General features: G+C 72.0%; 16 protein-coding genes and 1 other RNA gene. 10 read left to right on the top strand and 7 right to left on the bottom strand.

Going from position 1 to position 16349, the window contains the following annotated elements:
- Positions 1–90: 90 nt before the first annotated feature.
- The 3 genes from ACIRHA_RS38405 to ACIRHA_RS38395 are packed head-to-tail and all read right to left on the bottom strand — an operon-like array spanning position 91 to position 3632.
- Positions 91–1140: a small ribosomal subunit Rsm22 family protein gene (locus ACIRHA_RS38405; protein WP_403855618.1), complete on the bottom strand. Its 1050-nt coding sequence runs from the start codon at positions 1138–1140 to the stop codon at positions 91–93.
- A 42-nt stretch (positions 1141–1182) separates the two neighbouring features.
- The gene (locus tag ACIRHA_RS38400; protein ID WP_403855669.1) at positions 1183–2352 is read right to left on the bottom strand and encodes a serine hydrolase domain-containing protein; all 1170 of its coding nucleotides are present in this window, start codon (positions 2350–2352) and stop codon (positions 1183–1185) included.
- Positions 2304–3632, bottom strand: a complete 1329-nt coding sequence (locus ACIRHA_RS38395; protein ID WP_403855616.1) for a multidrug effflux MFS transporter — start codon at positions 3630–3632, stop codon at positions 2304–2306. Before ACIRHA_RS38395 ends, ACIRHA_RS38400 begins: the two co-directional genes overlap by 49 nt.
- A 107-nt stretch (positions 3633–3739) precedes the next feature.
- On the opposite strand from ACIRHA_RS38395, the gene ACIRHA_RS38390 reads away from it, so the two are divergent.
- On the top strand, positions 3740–4735 hold the full coding sequence (locus ACIRHA_RS38390; protein WP_403855614.1) for a Gfo/Idh/MocA family protein: 996 nt from the start codon (positions 3740–3742) through the stop codon (positions 4733–4735).
- A gap of 6 nt (positions 4736–4741) precedes the next feature.
- Here ACIRHA_RS38390 and ACIRHA_RS38385 read toward each other — a convergent pair whose 3' ends face one another.
- Positions 4742–6373 carry an alkaline phosphatase D family protein gene (locus ACIRHA_RS38385; protein ID WP_403855612.1) on the bottom strand — a complete coding sequence of 544 codons (1632 nt, stop codon included), beginning with the start codon at positions 6371–6373 and terminating at the stop codon, positions 4742–4744.
- 109 nt (positions 6374–6482) lie between these two features.
- Here ACIRHA_RS38385 and ACIRHA_RS38380 point away from each other — a divergent pair, with 109 nt between their 5' ends.
- The 6 genes from ACIRHA_RS38380 (at position 6483) to ACIRHA_RS38355 (ending at position 10434) form a co-directional block, all read left to right on the top strand.
- Positions 6483–7253 (top strand): SDR family oxidoreductase, encoded by a 771-nt coding sequence (locus ACIRHA_RS38380; protein ID WP_403855610.1) that lies wholly within the window; start codon positions 6483–6485, stop codon positions 7251–7253.
- A gap of 100 nt (positions 7254–7353) precedes the next feature.
- Positions 7354–7917 (top strand): DoxX family protein, encoded by a 564-nt coding sequence (locus tag ACIRHA_RS38375; protein WP_403855608.1) that lies wholly within the window; start codon positions 7354–7356, stop codon positions 7915–7917.
- 19 nt (positions 7918–7936) lie between these two features.
- A complete protein-coding gene (locus tag ACIRHA_RS38370) occupies positions 7937–8296 on the top strand; it encodes a MazG-like family protein (protein WP_403855606.1) in 360 nt (119 codons plus the stop codon).
- A gap of 89 nt (positions 8297–8385) precedes the next feature.
- Positions 8386–8958 (top strand): MOSC domain-containing protein, encoded by a 573-nt coding sequence (locus tag ACIRHA_RS38365; RefSeq protein ID WP_403855604.1) that lies wholly within the window; start codon positions 8386–8388, stop codon positions 8956–8958.
- 46 nt (positions 8959–9004) lie between these two features.
- Positions 9005–9910, top strand: coding sequence for a glycosyltransferase family 2 protein (locus ACIRHA_RS38360; protein WP_403855602.1), 906 nt, complete (start codon positions 9005–9007; stop codon positions 9908–9910).
- Positions 9911–9954: 44 nt separating this feature from the next.
- Positions 9955–10434: a hypothetical protein gene (locus tag ACIRHA_RS38355; RefSeq protein ID WP_403855600.1), complete on the top strand. Its 480-nt coding sequence runs from the start codon at positions 9955–9957 to the stop codon at positions 10432–10434.
- On the opposite strand, the gene ACIRHA_RS38350 is transcribed toward ACIRHA_RS38355, so the two are convergent.
- Positions 10431–11846 carry an MFS transporter gene (locus tag ACIRHA_RS38350; protein WP_403855598.1) on the bottom strand — a complete coding sequence of 472 codons (1416 nt, stop codon included), beginning with the start codon at positions 11844–11846 and terminating at the stop codon, positions 10431–10433. The two genes, ACIRHA_RS38355 and ACIRHA_RS38350, sit on opposite strands and share 4 nt — an antisense overlap.
- 72 nt (positions 11847–11918) lie before the next feature.
- Positions 11919–12320, bottom strand: an RNA gene (gene rnpB, locus ACIRHA_RS38345) — RNase P RNA component class A.
- Positions 12321–12404: 84 nt separating this feature from the next.
- Here rnpB and ACIRHA_RS38340 point away from each other — a divergent pair.
- Together ACIRHA_RS38340 and ACIRHA_RS38335 are read left to right on the top strand one after the other, a co-directional pair.
- On the top strand, positions 12405–13169 hold the full coding sequence (locus ACIRHA_RS38340; protein ID WP_403855596.1) for a MerR family transcriptional regulator: 765 nt from the start codon (positions 12405–12407) through the stop codon (positions 13167–13169).
- Positions 13166–13948, top strand: coding sequence for a hypothetical protein (locus tag ACIRHA_RS38335; RefSeq protein WP_403855594.1), 783 nt, complete (start codon positions 13166–13168; stop codon positions 13946–13948). Before ACIRHA_RS38340 ends, ACIRHA_RS38335 begins: the two co-directional genes overlap by 4 nt.
- Here ACIRHA_RS38335 and ACIRHA_RS38330 read toward each other — a convergent pair.
- Entirely contained in the window at positions 13935–15380 is a 1446-nt protein-coding gene (locus ACIRHA_RS38330; protein ID WP_403855592.1) for an RNB domain-containing ribonuclease, read from the bottom strand. The genes ACIRHA_RS38335 and ACIRHA_RS38330 overlap by 14 nt on opposite strands.
- A 99-nt stretch (positions 15381–15479) precedes the next feature.
- On the opposite strand from ACIRHA_RS38330, the gene yaaA reads away from it, so the two are divergent.
- Positions 15480–16262: a peroxide stress protein YaaA gene (gene yaaA / locus ACIRHA_RS38325; RefSeq protein ID WP_403855590.1), complete on the top strand. Its 783-nt coding sequence runs from the start codon at positions 15480–15482 to the stop codon at positions 16260–16262.
- Positions 16263–16349 lie beyond the last annotated feature (87 nt).

Here is a 16349-nt window from a genome sequence, read left to right as displayed (position 1 = left end):
GGGGCCCGCCCCCGGGGTTCGGCCCGGGAGCCGCCTGCTCAATCGCCGCAGGGGCTCAAAAGATCGGGGCTCTGCCCCGGACCCCGCGCCTCAATCGCCGGCGGGGCTTGATGGGCCAGCGGGGCTTGATGGGCCGACCGGGCTCGATGGGCCGGCGGGGCTTGAATATGCGTCGCCCCACTCGACCTTCCGGGCCTCGCGGTAAGCGGACCCGTGGCGCTTGGTCACCGTGATCCTGGTCAGGGCCCCCCGGGACTCGCAGAGGTCGAGGAGGACCTGGCCCTTGCGGAGTTGGGGTTTGCGGACGACGCGGGACGCGGCCGGGTCCGGCGCGAAGCGGGTCGCCGCGACGTACGCGAACTTCTCGTCCTCGTACGCGAGGGAACCGCCCTTGATCTGCCGGTGCAGCGAGGACCGGGCGACCCGCGCCGAGAAGTGGCACCAGTCCGTGCCGGGCACGATGGGGCAGGCGGCGCTGTGCGGGCAGGGCGCGGCCACGTGGAACCCGGCGGCGATGAGCCGGTCCCGGGCCTCGATGACACGGGCGTAGCCGTCCGGGGTGCCGGGCTCGATGATGACCACGGCGCCGGTGGCGGCCCGCGCGGCGGCGTCGACGACGACCGCGCGGTCCCCCTCGGTCAGCTCCTTGAGCACGTACGAGACGGTGACGAGGTCGGCCTCCGGCGCGTCGTGCGCCCCGACCCGACCGCGTTCCCAGCGCACCGAGTTCGCCAAGTCGCCCTGCGATGCCGCCAGTTCACGGCCGAGGTCGAGCGCGGGCTGCGACCAGTCGACGACCGTCGTGGTCCGCTCCCCCGGCCACACGTCCCGCGCAGCCCACACGGCCGCGCCCGTGCCGCCGCCGATGTCCAGGTGCCCGGCGGGCCGCCAGTCGGCCGCGGCGTCCAGCGCGTGGAGCGCGGAGCGCACCGCCTCGAACGTGGCCGGCATCCGGTACGCCGCGTACGCCACGACGTCCGCCCGCTCGCGCAGGATCGGGGCGTCGGTCGGGGTGGTCCCCCGGTAGTTCGCGATGAGCCGCTCGACGGCCTTCGCGGCCTGCGTGGGCGGGAGGCCTTCGAGGAGCGCGGCGAGGGTGGACCGGAGGGTGTCGGAGGTCGACTGGAGGGGGGCGTTCACCCCGTGATTCTACGAAGTGGTGGGGGTGGTCACGGGCACCCGTCAGACCACCGCCCGCGCCACCCGGTTCGCCGCTGCCACCCGTGGGCCGTTCGCCGGGCCGCGGCGGCGGGGGTGCACGGTGTTGGCGAGGAGGACCAGGAAGGTGTCGGTGGCCGGGTCGATCACCAGGGACGTTCCCGTGAAACCGGTGTGGCCCGCCGCGCCGCGCCCCGCCAGTTCGCCCATGAACCAGGACTGGTCGAGGTGGAAACCGAGGCCGGGCGGGGTCAGCATCAGGTCGACGAAGTCGGGGCCGAGGATGCGGGCCGTGCCGTAGGAGCCGCCGGTGAGGAGGGTGCGGCAGAGGATGGCCAGGTCGTACGCCGTGGCGAAGAGGCCCGCGTGACCGGCCACACCGCCGACCGCCCAGGCGTTCTCGTCGTGCACCTCGCCGCGCACCATGCCCCGGTCGGCCTTGGCCCAGGGGCGGCGCTGGTCCTCGGTGGCGGCGGCGTCCGGGCACGGACCGTACGACGTGGCGGTCATGCCGAGGGGGCGGGTGATGCCCTCGCGGATCAGGACGTCGAGGGGGCGGTCCGTGATCCGCTCGAGGACGTGCTGGAGGAGCAGCATGTTCAGGTCGGAGTAGAGGTGGTCGCCCGGTGGGGAGGACGGCGCCTCCGCGCGAAGCAACGCCATCCTCGCGGCGGCGTCCGGCGCGTCGTACAGCGGGAGTTCGGGGCGCAGGCCCGAGGTGTGGGTGAGCAGTTCGCGGACCGTGATGCCGTGCCGGGCGGCGGCCGTGAACTCAGGGACGTAGGCGGCGACCTTCGCGTCGATGCCGAGTCTGCCGCGCTCGATCTGCTGCACGGCGGCGATCGAGGTGAAGAGCTTGGTGAGCGAGGCCAGGTCCAAGGGGGTGTCCACCGTCATCGGGACGCGGGCCTCCGGCGGCAGCTCGATTCCCGCGTCCGTCACCTCGTCGTACGACGCGTAGCGCGCCGCCCAGCCGGCCGCCGCCTCCACCGCGACCACCGGGCCGCGCCCCGCGAGCACGACGACCCCGGCGCACCAGGGCCGCGCCCCCTCGGGCAGCCGGCGCACGTCGGCGACGAGCCCGGCGAGCTGCTCCGCGTCCAGCCCGGCACGCTCGGGGGTGCCGGGGCGAAGTCTCGGCGCGTTCAGCGCGCAGCCACCTCCCCCGCCGTGCGCTGCCTCCAGGGGCGGCAGAGCGTCACGAAGGCGAGCGCCGCGACCAGGCCGCAGACGAGCTGGACCAGCGCCATCGGGACCGCCGTGTGCTCGCCCGCGATGCCGACGAGCGGGGAGGCGATCGCGCCGATCAGGAACGAGGACGTCCCGAGCAGCGCCGACGCGGAGCCCGCCGCGTGCGGGGTGCGCATGAGGGCGAGGGCGTTGGTGTTGGGCGTGGTCAGGGCCATCGACGCCATGAGTACGAAGAGGCCCGCCGCCACGGGGGCGAGGCCCAGCTCCTCCGGGCTTCCGAAGACACCCGTGGCGGCCAGCAGGAGGAAGGCGGCGGACAGGACCACCAGCGTGAGGCCGATGCCGAGCACCTTGTCGAGGTTGACCCGGCCGACCAGCACCTTGCCGTTGAGCTGGCCGACAGCGATCAGGCCGATCGAGTTGAGCCCGAAGAGGAGGCTGAACGTCTGCGGGGACGCCCCGTAAATCTCTTGGATGACGAAGGGGCTGGCGCTCACGTACGCGAAGAGCGCCGCGAACGCGAAGCCGCCGACGACCGTGTAGCCGAGGAAGACGCGGTCGGCGAGCAGGCCGCGCATCGTGCGCAGCGCCTCGCCGGTGCCGCCGCTGTGCCGCCGCTCCGGCGCGAGGGTCTCCGGCAGGAACTTCCACACGACGGCGGTGAGCGCGATGCCGATGAAGGTGAGCACGACGAAGACGCCGCGCCAATCGGTGAACCGCAGCACCTGGCCGCCGATCAGCGGCGCGACGATCGGGGCGATGCCGGAGATCAGCATGAGGGACGAGAAGAAGCGGGCCATCGCGACGCCGTCGTAGAGGTCGCGGACCACGGCGCGGGCGATCACGATGCCCGCCGAGCCCGCGAGGCCCTGCATCAGCCGGAAGGCGATGAGCAGCGTGGCGTTCGGCGCGAAGGCGCAGATCGCGGTGGCCACGATGTAGATCAGCAGGCTGACGATCAACGGCCGGCGCCGGCCCCACTTGTCGCTCATCGGGCCGACCACGAGCTGCCCGAGCGCCATGCCGGTCAGACACGCGGTGAGGGTGAGCTGGGCGGTGGCGGCCGAGGTGTGCAGGACCTCGGTGACCTCCGGCAGGGCCGGCAGGTACATGTCCATGGAGAGCGGCGGTACGGCGGTGAGGCCGCCGAGGATGAAGGTGACGAGGAGGCTCGCACCGGCCCCGACCACCGCCTTGGGAACGGGCGTTGGGGTCGTGGCACGAACCTCACCGGTCGCGCTCTCCCCCGTGGTGCTCCCGGTGGAACATCCGCTGTCCTTCATCCCGCTGCCCCTCGTTTCCCTTCGCCTCTCCCGGCCACCTGTGCGATTCCCTATGCTCTCAGCTCGGTGGTGCGGTCGAGACCAATTTCTGGAGTGGGTGGGACGCGGTGACAGAGCGGGTGCGTTGGGGAATCCTCGCGACGGGAGGGATCGCCGCGTCGTTCACGGCCGATCTGCTGGATCTGCCGGACGCCGAGGTGGTGGCGGTGGCCTCGCGCAAGGAGGCCTCCGCGAAGGCCTTCGCGGAGCGGTTCGGGATCGAGCGGGCGTACGGCGACTGGGCCTCGCTCGCGGCGGACGAGGACGTGGACGTCGTCTACGTCGCGACACCGCACGCCGCGCACCGGGAGGCCGCCGGGCTCTGCCTGGAGGCGGGGCGCGCGGTGCTGTGCGAGAAGGCGTTCGCACTGAACGTGCGGGAGGCGGCCGAGCTGGTGACGCTCGCGCGCTCGCGGGGCGTGTTCCTGATGGAGGCCATGTGGATGTACTGCCATCCGCTGGTGCGGCGGATGAAGGCGCTCGTCGACGAGGGTGCGATCGGCGAAGTGCGGACCGTGCAGGCCGACTTCGGGCTCGCCGGGCCCTTCCCGCCCGCGCACCGGCTGCGTGATCCCGCGCAGGGCGGCGGCGCGCTCCTGGACCTCGGGGTGTACCCCGTGTCGTTCGCGCAGCTGCTGCTCGGGGAGCCCACCGGTGTGACGGCGTCCGCGCAGCTCTCCGAGGAGGGCGTCGACCTCCAGACCGGGATGCTGCTCTCGTGGGACAGCGGCGCGCACGCGCTGCTGCACTGCGCGCTGAACGCCGGTACGGGCGTCACCGCGTCGGTCACCGGGTCGGCCGGGCGGATCGACGTCCCCGCCGGGTTCTTCTCCCCGGAGCGGTTCGTGCTGCACAGGGACGGGCGGGATCCGGAGGAGTTCACGGCGGCGCCGGAGGACGGGCCGCACGACTCCATGCGGCACGAGGCGATCGAGGTGATGCGGCGGGTCCGGGCGGGCGACACGGAGTCGCCGCTGGTGCCGCTGGAGGGTTCGCTCGCCGTGATGCGGACGCTCGACGCCGTCAGGGAACGGGTGGGCGTCCGCTATCCCGGCGAGCACTGACCAGGGCTACGCGGGCTTGAGGCCCGGCTCTCCCACGGCCGTCACGAACGAGGCCGCCGTGGTGAGGGCCGCCCCCGGCGTGGTCACCGCGGACACCGTCTTGAAGTCGGCCCGCGCCGCTTCCTGCCCCAACTCCACGGTCGCGTAGCCGCGTTGGCCGTTGTAGTGCTTCATGTGCGGGTTGCGGGCGAGGTATCCGGCCCAGTTGGCGGGCTTGGCGGAGCCGTCCTTGCCGCTGGTGATGGACGTCGTGACGATCTCGGTGCCGACCGTGCGCGAGCCCTGGTCGTCGGCGTCCCGCTTGATGTCCATGGCGTACGAGACGTGGACGTCGCCGGTGAGGACCATCAGGTTCTCGACGCGGGCCGCCTCCGCGCCCTTGAGGATCCGCTCGCGGGAGGCCGGGTAGCCGTCCCAGGAGTCCATGGAGAGCGTGGTGTTGCCCTCGACCGCGTTGTTCCTGCGGGAGAACGTGACCTGCTGCGGCACCACGTTCCACAGCGCCCGCGAGTCGCGCCAGCCGTCGGTCAGCCAGCGCTCCTGGGTGAAGCCGGGCAGCGTCTGCGAGGCGGCCTCGGACTCGGGCGTCGGGGCCTTCCAGCCGTCGCCGTTGGCCTGGTCGGTGCGGTACTGGCGGGTGTCGAGGATGTCGAACTGGGCGAGCCTGCCCCAGTGCAGGCGCCGGTAGAGCCGCATGTCGGGGCCGCTCGGCGTCTGGGGGCGGCGCAGCGGCTGGTTCTCCCAGTACGCGCGGTACGCGGAGGCGCGGCGCAGCAGGAACTCCTCGGGCGGATTGCCGTTCTCGTCGGTGTCGCCCGCGTAGTTGTTCTCGGTCTCGTGGTCGTCCCAGGTGACGACGAAGGGGTGCGCGGCGTGCGCGGCGCGCAGGTTCTCGTCGGACTTGTAGAGGGCGTACCGCAGCCGGTAGTCCTCCAGCGTCATGGTCTCCCGGTTGAAGACGTCGGGCAGCACGCGGTCGGTGTAGTTCCGGGCGCCGCCGGCGGAGGTGACGGCGTACTCGTACAGATAGTCACCGAGGTGGAAGACGACGTCCACGTCCTCCTGCGCCAGGTGCTTGTACGCGGTGAAGTACCCGTCGTGGTACGCCTGGCAGGACACGGCGGCGAGGGTGAGCGCTTCCGTACGCGCGTTGGTGGCGGGCGCGGTGCGGGTGCGGCCCGTCTCGCTCACCCAACTCCCCACGCGGAAGCGGTAGTAGTACACGCGCCCGGATGCGAGCTTGTCGACCTCGACGTGCACGGTGTGGTTGTACTCGGGGTGCGCCGTGGCGGTGCCGCGCCGCGCCACACGCCGGAACTTCTCGTCGAACGCCAGCTCCCACGCCACCTCTACGCGGGCGGCGGGCAGCCCGCTGCCGCTTTCGTACGGGGACGGGGCGAGCCGCGTCCACAGCAGCACGGAGTCGGGGAGCGGATCGCCGGAGGCGAGGCCGAGCGTGAAGGGGTCGCTCTTGATCTTCCGGGCGTCGAGCTCGGCGGCGGCCGCGGTGCCGGCGGTCGGCAGGTTGGTCGCGAAGGCGAGCGCGGCGGCGGCGCCGGTGACGGTGAGGAATCGTCTGCGGCCCAAGTGCTGGGCGGCGACGCGGAGTTCGGGAGCGTGCTGCGGTATGTGAGGCATGAAGCGTTATTGCAGTGGCCGGGGACGACCGTGGACTGTCACGTACACAACAGCCACATGGCGGATCGATGATCTCCGCGTGGCCCGGCGACCCGTACGCTGCGGCCTCATGAACGCTTCGCAAACGGACACCGCTTCGCGCACCGCCGTCGTCACCGGCGCGGGTTCCGGCATCGGCCGGGCCGTCGCCCTCGAACTGCTGCGGGCGGGCTGGCGGGTGGCGCTCGCAGGCCGCCGCACGGAGACGCTGGAGGCGACCGCGGCGCTCGCCCCGGACGCCGGCTCCCTCGTGGTCCGCGCGGACGTGTCGGACACCGAGGACGTGGCGGCGCTCTTCGCCACCGTCCAGGACCGCTTCGGCCGCCTCGACCTGCTGTTCAACAACGCGGGCACGTTCGGCCCCGGCGGCGTGGGCATCGAGGACCTCGACTACGACGCGTGGCGCCGCGTCGTCGACGTCAACCTCAACGGGGCGTTCCTGTGCGCTCAGGCGGCGTTCCGGCAGATGAAGGAACAGGACCCGCAGGGCGGCCGGATCATCAACAACGGCTCCATCTCCGCGCACGCGCCGCGCCCGCGCTCGATCGCGTACACGACGACGAAGCACGCCCTGACCGGACTGACGAAGTCGCTCTCCCTGGACGGCCGCCCCTACCGGATCGCCTGCGGCCAGATCGACATCGGCAACGCGGCGACCGACATGACCGAGGCCATGCAGCGGGGCATCCCGCAGGCGAACGGGGAGCTGGCGGCCGAGCCGGTGATGGACGTCGCGGACGTGGGCCGCACGGTGCGGCACATGGCGGAGCTGCCGCTGGAGGCGAACGTCCAGTTCGCGACGGTCCTTGCGACGAACATGCCGTACATCGGCCGCGGCTGACCTCCCGCGATCAGGTGTGCGGCTTGATCCACTGAACTAGGGTCACTCGAACGGGCCTGCGCACCGCGTGCGGGCCGGACGAGTGCCGGACGGTGAAGTCATGACCTGCTCACGTTTTCGTACGTCTCGTAAATCCTGCTCCGGGCGCCTGGACCTGGGGCTGCTCGCGCTGCGCGTCGGCACCGGCGGGGTGCTCGCCGTGCACGGAGCGCAGAAACTCCTCGGCTGGTTCGGTGGCGGCGGGGTGTCCGGCACGGCCGCCGGCATGGAGGCCATGGGGTACCACCCGCCCAAGGCGAGCGCCATCGCCGCCGGGCTCGGCGAGGCGGGCGGCGGGGCGCTGCTCGCGCTCGGGCTCGCGACGCCGGTGGGCGGGGCGGCGGCCGCCGGGACCATGGCGGGCGCGGCCGCGGTGCACGCGCCGAACGGGTTCTTCGCGCAGGGCGGCGGGTACGAGTACCCGGCGTTCCTCGGCTTCGTCGCGGCGGGCCTCTCGGTGACCGGCGCGGGCCGCTACTCCCTCGACCACGCGCTCGGGCACCGCCTCGACCGGCACTGGATGGTGCCGGCGGCGCTCGTCGGGGCGGGCGCGGCGGCGGTGGCCGTGGTGGCGTCCCGCAACAAGCAGGTGGCGGCGGCGCAGGACGACAAGGAAGAGGAATGACCCTCTACCCTCGTCGCCCGTGACGACGAACGACGACAACACCAACGACAGCGCCCTGTGGGCGACGATCGACCAGTTGCGCGCCTGGCTCGACGCCAACAACTCCCGCCCGCCCCATGAGGCCCTCCTCCTGCGGATACTGAAGCTCGCGGAGGAGGTCGGCGAGGTCTCCGAGGCGGTGATCGGCGCGGTCGGCCAGAACCCCCGCAAGGGCGTGAGCCACTCGTGGGCCGACGTCGAGTCCGAACTCTGCGACGTCGTCGTCACGGCCCTGGTCGCCCTCGGCACACTGACCCCGAACCCCCGGGACACACTGCACGCACACGTGGCGCAGGTGGCGGACCGCTCCCTGGGCCACTCAAGCCCCTCCGGCGATTGAGCAGGCATTTCAAGCCCCTGCGGCGATTGAGCAGGCGGCTCCCGGGCCGACCCCCGGGGATCCGGTTACGCTGACGTGGATCATTGGCCATGGATCACAGGGGGCACCACGTGGACAGCGGCAGCGTCACGGCGGTCAGCAGTAACGGCACGTACTCCTTCACCAAGCCGAACCGGGAAAGCATCACCCTGCTCGCGGGACTCGGTGTCGAGGGGGACGTGCACGCAGGGGTCACCGTCAAACACCGGTCCCGCGTCGCCCAGGACCCGACGCAGCCGAACCTCCGCCAAGTGCATTTGATGCACGAGGAGTTGTTCGGCGAGGTCGCCGGCGCGGGGCACGCGGTACGGCCCGGCGACCTCGGCGAGAACGTCACGACACGCGGCATCGACCTGCTCGCCCTGCCCACCGGCACCCTGTTGCACTTCGGCGAGGGCGGCGCCGTCGTGGAGGTCACGGGGCTGCGCAACCCGTGCGCGCAGATCGATGCGTTCCAGGGCGGGCTCCTCAAGCAGGTCGTGGGGCGGGACCCGGAGACCGGCGAGCTCGTGCGGAAGGCCGGGGTCATGAGCGTCGTACGGGAGGGTGGCGAAGTCAGGCCCGGCGACACGATCCGCGTGGAACTGCCGGCCGAGCCGTACCGGCCCCTGGAGAGGGTCTGACCCCGCACGGGCAGGACGTACAAGGTGAACGGCTACCATCGCCGCCATGACTGACAGGCACCGAAGCACCGAACCACCGCGCCTGGGTGTGGCCATCGTCACCATGGGCAATCGGCCCAAGGACGTGGCCGCCCTCCTGGAATCGGTGGCCAAGCAGGATGCGGTGCCGGCCCGCGTCGTCATGATCGGCAACGGGACACCGCTGCCCGCGTATCCCGGCTACCCGTTCGAGGTCACGACGGTCGAGCTGGACGAGAACCTCGGCTGCCCCGGCGGCCGCAACGTCGCCCTCGCCCGGCTGCGCGAGTTCGGCGACGTGGACGTGGCCGTGGAGCTGGACGACGACGGGCTGCTCGTCGACGCCGACGTTTTCTCGACCATTCAGAAGCTGTACGCGGCCGACCCCGAGCTCGGCGTCGTCGGCTTCCGCATCGCCGACGAGCTCGGCGAGACCCAGCGCCGCCATGTGCCGAGGCTGCGCGCCAAGGACCCGATGAAGCGCGGCCTCGTCACCGCGTTCCTCGGTGGCGCCCACGGTTTCTCGATGAAGATGCTCGACGAGACCGGCGACTGGCCCGCCGACTTCTTCTTCACGCACGAGGAGACCGACCTGGCGTGGCGGGCGCTGGACGCGGGATGGAAGGTTCTGTACGAGCCGTCGCTGCTGCTCCAGCATCCGAAGACGTCCCCGGCCCGGCACGCCGTCTACCACCGGATGACCGCCCGGAACCGGGTGTGGCTGGCCCGCCGCCGCCTCCCCCTCCCGCTGATCCCGCTGTACCTCGCGGTGTGGACGGGCATCACCCTGCTGCGTACGAGGTCGCTCGGCGGCCTGCGCGCCTGGGCGGGCGGCTTCGCCGAGGGCCTGCGCGCGTCCGCCGGTGAGCGTCGCCCGATGCGCTGGAGAACGGTGTGGCGGATGACGCGGCTCGGCCGCCCGCCGCTGATCTGACCGTACGGGGCCCCGCCCACCCTCGCAGGTGCTTCGCTGGCCCCATGATTGTCGTCGCCACCAGTGTCATCGCGGTCCTCGGCACCCTGTTGGGCGCGGGCCTCAGTCACGTACTGCAGAGCCGCACGGCCGCCCGCGGCCAGGACTTCGCGCGTGCGGAACGGCTTCGCCAGGAGCGCATCGACGCGTACTGCGCGTTCGGCGGGGCGCTGGCCAACTACCGGCGGGGGCAGCTCGACCGCTGGTTTCCCGAGCACGTCGACCGGCCCGGCGAGACCGCCGACGTCCATGAACTGCGGCGCGAGGCCTTCCGGTTGAGGGCTTCGGCCATGGAGGCGATGTTCCGCGTCGAGCTGCTCACCGCGAGCCCTTCGCTGACCGCACTCGCCCAGGAGGCGATGGCATCGGTCGACCGCATCCCCGCGGCCGGGGACCGCGAGGAGCTCCGGGTCGTACGGGACCAGTCGCGCGGCCTCATGCACGACTTCATCGCGGCATCACGCCCGCACGTGAACCCTGCCTAGATCGACTCCAGGCTCCGCCCGGTCGTTCGCGGCCCCAACAACCGTACGTTCAGGCACAGTACGAGCATCAGCACGCCCGAACCGATGAACACCGCGTTCGCGCCCAGGTCCTCGAGCACGTCGATCGCGATGAACGGCAGTACCACCGAGGTGAGCCGGGACAGCGAGTACGCGATGCCGATGGCGCTGGAACGCATGCCCGTCGGGAAGATCTCCGTCTGGTAGACGTGGAAGGCGTTCGAGAAGACGTTGGAGCACACGGTGAGCAGGAAGCCCGCCCCGACGATCAGCCAGGACGCCTCCGCGAAGCCGAAGACCAGGCCGAACGCGGCGATCCCGAGCGCCGACAGGATGATGAGCGTGCGCCGCTCGATCCGGTCGATCAGCGGCACGGACAGCGCGGAGCCCACCGGGTAGCCGAGGTAGCTGAGGGCCGCGTACGTCAGGGACTCCGTGACGGTGTGGCCCTTGGCCTGGAGCACGACGGGGGCGAGTGAACCGAAGCCGTAGTAGCCGACGGTCTGGAGGATCTGGAAGATCCACCACATCACCGTGCGGCGGGCGTAGGGGGGCTTGAACATCTGGCTCAGCGGGACCTTTTGGGCGTCCGCCGTTTCGGGTCGCTGCACCGGAGTCGCGGTCGCGGGGCTCTGCCCCGGACCCCGCTGCTCAATCGCCGCAGGGGCTTGAGATTCGATGCCCCGCACGACCGCATCCGCCTCGGCCGCCCGACCCCGCGAGACCAGCCAGCGTGGTGATTCCGGCAGGCGGGTCCGCAGGAGTTGGATGAAGGCGGCGCCGAGTGCGCCTCCGACGAGCAGCCAGCGCCAGCCGTCCACCCCGAACAGCTCGTGCTTGGCGACGAGTCGCGCGCCGAGCAGCGCCGCGACGGGCACGCCGACGAAGCCGAGGGTGTACGCCCAGGCGATGTAGCGCCCGCGCACCTTGCGCGGCAGGAACTCGGCCAAGTACGTGTCGACAAGCACCAGTTCGGCGCCGAGGCCGAGGCCGGCGAGGAAGCGGAGCACGGAGAGCTGGGTCGCGTCCTGGGCGAAGGCGGAGGCCAGCGAGAACAGCGAGTAGAGCCCCAGGTTGACCAGGAACATCTTCCGCCGCCCGAACCGGTCGGCGAGCACGGACAGCACGTTGGCGCCGACGAACATGCCCAGGAATCCGGAGGCGATCAGCCATGACTTCTCGGTGCCCGACAACTGCCAGGACTCGGCGAGCGCCGCGGCGAGCACGCCGCCGAGGAACACCTCGTAGAGATCGAAGAAGGCTCCGATGCCGACGATCGCGGTCAGCCGGCGGTGCCACGGACCGACGGGCAGCCGGTCGAGCCTGCCGACCGGGTCCGTGGTGTCGTTCAAGTCCGGGGTGGCGGCAGCCCCCGTGACGCCCTGCTCACTCATGCTCACAGACGTTAGCTGTAAGCGGCAGGTAAATGAAGACCTTGATTCCGCTTCCGGGACGGCGTAATGGGGCAGACGAGTCGGGCTGTACGCCGGGTTCTGTGCCCCGGGACCTCGCGGTCGTCGGGGCGACGGCCATCCATCTACGACCGGCGTTGCCACCGGCCTCCTGCGGTCTACCCGCGAACATCGGGCGGGCAGCCCTCGATCGTCCGCGCAGGACCGGCTCCGAAGAATCGGCCCCTCTTGACCTTGCTCCAGGTGGGGTTTACCTAGCCACCTGAGTCGCCTCAGGCGCTGGTGGTCTCTTACACCACCGTTTCACCCTTACCCAGCAAGCTGGGCGGTCTGTTTTCTGTGGCACTGTCCCGCGGGTCACCCCGGGTGGCCGTTAGCCACCACCTTGCCCTGTGGAGCCCGGACGTTCCTCGGGAGACCCCCGAAGGAATCCCACGCGGCCGCCCGCCCGGCTCGTCTGCCGTGTGGCCATCCTACCTGGCGGTGCACCGGATCCCGTCCGCTTGACCTTGCCGCAGCGTCAACGTTTCTACTGAGGTCATGCGGATCGGAGAGCTCGCCGGGCTTGTCGGCGTCACCACGCGTGCCATCCGGCACTACCACCATCTCGGCCTGCTGCCGGAGCCCGAGCGGCTCGGCAACGGGTACCGCGAGTACGGCCTGCGGCACGCCGTGGAGCTGGCCCGGATCCGGCGCCTTACCGAGCTGGGGCTCGGGCTCGCCGAGGTGCGGGACGTGCTGGCCGACGACGCCGGGCGCGACCTCGTGGAGGTGCTCGCCGAACTCGACGCGGACCTGGCGAGGCAGGAGGCGGCGATCCACGAACGCCGCACCCGGCTGCGGACCCTCCTGACGGAGGCCGAACGGGGGCGGCTGCCCGCAGAGGGCCCGGTGTCGCCAGAACTCGCCTCTTTCTTCAGCGAGTTGGGCGACACCGGCGCCGATTCGCCGATGGCCGCCAAGGACCGCGAGGTGCTCGCGCTCATCGACACGACCGCCCCGCCCGAGGCCCGCGAGCAGCTGATGGCGACGCTGCTGCCCGCCTTCTCCGCACCGGGTGCCGTGGCGGCGGCCCACGAGGTCTACGCCCGGCTCGACGCACTCGCCGACGCCGCCCCCGACGACCCGCGGGTGGCGGAGGCGGCGCGGGCGCTGGCCGCGTGCGTACCGAGCGAGCTGCCGATCGGCGAGGCGCTCGCGGAGGGGAACACCCTGCTCGACACCTTCCTCGCCGACTTCTCCCCCGCCCAGGCCGAGGCCGTCCGGCTCGCGATGCGGACGGCCGCCGAGGGCGGTGCGCCATGACGACCCTGCGCACGACGTTGCGCGTCCTCGCCTACGCGGCCCTGGCCGCCGAACTGGTCCTCACCGGCTGCCTGTTGGCGGGCGCGCGGCCACCTCGCAGCGTCGAGGCCGCGGTCGTCGCCGTCATCGTCGTCGAGGTCTGCGGGCTCGCCGTGCTGTACCGGCGCGGCGGCCGGGACGCCGTGCGGGAGGTCGTCCCCGCCAAGGTTCGCCGGCTCATCGGGCACGAACTGCGGGTGCTCGGGAGCTACTGGCTGTGGGTGACGCGGCGCCGCAACGGCGTTCCGGCGGGGGCGAGCGCCTTCGCGTATGCGCGCGGGCAGGCCGTGATGATGTACGCCTTCGCGTTCGTGTGCCTCGTCGAGACCGCCGCGATGTGGGCCCTGCTGCACAACTGGCCGCTACTGCACCGCGTCGTGCTCGTCCTCGACGTCTACACGGTGGTGTGGGTGCTCGGCCTGCACGCCGCGGCCGTGACCCGGCCGCACGTCGTGACCGCCGACACGCTGCGGGTGCGCCGCGGCGCCCTCGTCGACCTGCTGATACCGCTGGAGCGGATCGGGGCCGTGCGCCGCGAGAACAAGTACACGCACCAGCCCACGGAGGGCGAGCTGAATCTGGACGTCGGCGCCCAGACCAGCATCACCCTCGAACTGACCTCTCCCGTACGGCACTTCACGTTCCTCGGCCACCCGAGGGACATCCGCCTGGTGCGGTTGCACGCGGAGGATCCCGACGGGCTCGCGCGCACCCTGGAGCAGCGGCTCACGCCGGCGTGAACAGCACCTTCGCCGAGCCCGGGTCCGCCTGCGCGAGCCGGACCCGCAGTCGCTCCCCCAGCGGCAGCGCGGACGTACCGCCCTCGACCCTGGCGACGACGGCGGGCTCGGTCAACTGCACGGTTCCGGCGGCAGGTTCGCGGTCCTTCACGTCCACCACCACCGCGTCGAAGACCTCACCGACCCGGTGCCTGAGCAGCGCCGCCTCGACGATGTCGACGCACTCGCGCTCCACGGAATTGGCACGCCGGGTGCCCTCCGCCATCTCCTTCGGCAGGCCGTCCAGAGCCGTCAACACCCATTCGGGGACGCCACGTTCGGCGGACGCGGCCAGGCAGAGTTCGGACGCGTAGCGGTCGACGAGGCGGCGCAGCGGGGCCGTGCAGTGGGTGTAGGGCGCGGCGACGGCCGCGTGGGTGGCGAGGGCCGGGGTGTCGCCGCCGCGGAACGCCGTGTAGCCCGCGCCGCGCAGCAGCGTCGTGCACTCCTGGAGGAACGCGGCGTGGTGCGGGATCCGCGGGTCGAGGGTGCGGATCAGGTCGGAGTACGGGACGTGGTGCGGCCACTCGATGTGCAGGGCCTTCGCGGTGCGGCGCAGCCGGCCGACCGCGCCGTCGGGGGCGGCGGGCAGGGTGCGCAGGATGCCGGTGCCCGCGGCGAGCATCAGGTCGGCGGCCGCCATGCCGGTGAGCAGCGAGATCTGGGCGTTCCACGAGTCGGCGGGGAGCGGGGCCCGGTAGGCGAGTTCGTACGCGGTGTCGCTCGCGACGATCTCCTGCTCGGGCACGTCGAGCGAGATGCCGCCGCGCTCGACCTCCAGCCGTTCGCGCAGCGACCCGATGTCCTTGAGCAGGGCGAGCGGCTCCTCGGCGGTCCCGTCGTCGATGGCCTTCTGCACGCCCGCGTAGTCGAGCTTGGCGCGGCTGCGGACGAGGGCGCGGACGACATCCGTGGATTCGGCGCGCCCGTCCGCGTCCAGGTCGATCGTCCACAGGATGGCCGGGCAGGTCTGGTCCGGCAGCAGGCTCGCGGCGCCCTCGCTGAGCACGGTGGGGTGCAGCGGGACCTTCTCGTCGGGGAAGTAGAGGGTGGTGACGCGGCGGTGCGCCTCGGCGTCGAGGGCGCCGCCGGGCGCGACGTACGCGGCGACGTCGGCGATCGCGTACCGCACGCGGTAGCCGCCGCCGGAGCGCCGGGACAGATGCATGGCCTGGTCGAGGTCGGTCGACGTGGGCGGGTCGATGGTGAAGAAGGGGATCGCCGTCTCGTCGCGGTCGGGCAGCCACGGCGGATCGGCGGCGGCCTTCTCCGCTTCCGCGAGCACATCGGCCGGGAACTCCTCCGGCACGTCCAGCTTCGTACGCAGTTCGCGCAGCACGGCGCCGAGCGGCTCCCGCGCCACGCCGGTCACTCGGAGGTGGCGACGGGGCATGCGTCGAGCGTAGAAGCCGGTGGCGGGGTTGGCACGCCGTAGGGCCGTAGGCTGGTGCGTCGATCGACAGTTGTTCCGTACGTGTATGAGGAGTGCCCCGTGCTTGTGCTGTTGCCGCCGTCGGAGGGTAAGGCCGCTTCCGGACGCGGGGCGCCGCTGAAGCCGGAGGGCCTCTCGTTGCAGGGGCTCGCCGAGGCGCGGGCTGCCGTCCTGGACGAGCTGGTGGAGCTGTGCGCGGCCGACGAGGAGAAGGCGCGCGAGGTGCTCGGCCTGAGCGAGGGGCTGCGCGGCGAGATCGCCAAGAACACGGAGCTGCGCACGGCGGGCGCGCGCCCGGCCGGCGAGATCTACACGGGCGTCCTGTACGACGCCCTGGACCTGGCCTCGCTCGACGCGGCGGCGAAGAAGCGGGCGGCCAGGTCGCTGCTCGTGTTCTCGGGGCTGTGGGGCGCGGTCGGCGTCACCGACAGGATCCCCTCCTACCGGTGCTCGATGGGCGTGAAGCTGCCGGGACTCGGCGCGCTCGGGGCGTACTGGCGCGACCCGATGGCGAAGGTGCTGCCGGAGGCGGCCGGTACCGGCCTGGTCCTCGACCTCCGGTCGTCGGCGTACGCGAGCGCCTGGAAGCCCAAGGGAGACGTGGCCGAGCGGACGGCGACGGTGCGCGTGCTGCACGCGCCGACCCGCAAGGTCGTCTCCCACTTCAACAAGGCGACCAAGGGGCGGATCGTCCGGTCGCTGCTGACGGCGGGGTCCGCGCCGGCCGGGCCCGCCGAGCTCGTCGACGTACTGCGGGACCTCGGGTACGTCGTGGAGGTCGAGGGGCCCGCGAAGGCCGGCCGGCCGTGGAATCTGGACGTACTGGTGGACGAGATCCACTAGAGACCCTGTAAGGACCAGAAAGACCAGACGGATTGCAGCATGTGCAACGACCTTTGCGCATGTTGCTGCGGGCGGGGCAGGATGGGG

The organism is Streptomyces sp. NPDC102360 (assembly GCF_044766085.1).
Taxonomy (GTDB): Bacteria; Actinomycetota; Actinomycetes; order Streptomycetales; family Streptomycetaceae; genus Streptomyces.
Note: the sequence above shows the minus strand (reverse complement) of the source record. Positions and strands in the feature narration are given on the sequence as shown.

Coding starts and splice junctions, on each gene's coding strand:
- ACIRHA_RS38395 (WP_403855616.1), bottom strand. CDS start 3,632: ATGAAGGACAGCGGATGTTCCACCGGGAGCACCACGGGGGAGAGCGCG.
- ACIRHA_RS38385 (WP_403855612.1), bottom strand. CDS start 6,373: ATGCCTCACATACCGCAGCACGCTCCCGAACTCCGCGTCGCCGCCCAG.
- ACIRHA_RS38380 (WP_403855610.1), top strand. CDS start 6,483: ATGAACGCTTCGCAAACGGACACCGCTTCGCGCACCGCCGTCGTCACC.
- ACIRHA_RS38375 (WP_403855608.1), top strand. CDS start 7,354: ATGACCTGCTCACGTTTTCGTACGTCTCGTAAATCCTGCTCCGGGCGC.
- ACIRHA_RS38365 (WP_403855604.1), top strand. CDS start 8,386: ATGGATCACAGGGGGCACCACGTGGACAGCGGCAGCGTCACGGCGGTC.
- ACIRHA_RS38360 (WP_403855602.1), top strand. CDS start 9,005: ATGACTGACAGGCACCGAAGCACCGAACCACCGCGCCTGGGTGTGGCC.
- ACIRHA_RS38355 (WP_403855600.1), top strand. CDS start 9,955: ATGATTGTCGTCGCCACCAGTGTCATCGCGGTCCTCGGCACCCTGTTG.
- ACIRHA_RS38350 (WP_403855598.1), bottom strand. CDS start 11,846: ATGAGTGAGCAGGGCGTCACGGGGGCTGCCGCCACCCCGGACTTGAAC.
- ACIRHA_RS38340 (WP_403855596.1), top strand. CDS start 12,405: ATGCGGATCGGAGAGCTCGCCGGGCTTGTCGGCGTCACCACGCGTGCC.
- ACIRHA_RS38335 (WP_403855594.1), top strand. CDS start 13,166: ATGACGACCCTGCGCACGACGTTGCGCGTCCTCGCCTACGCGGCCCTG.
- ACIRHA_RS38330 (WP_403855592.1), bottom strand. CDS start 15,380: ATGCCCCGTCGCCACCTCCGAGTGACCGGCGTGGCGCGGGAGCCGCTC.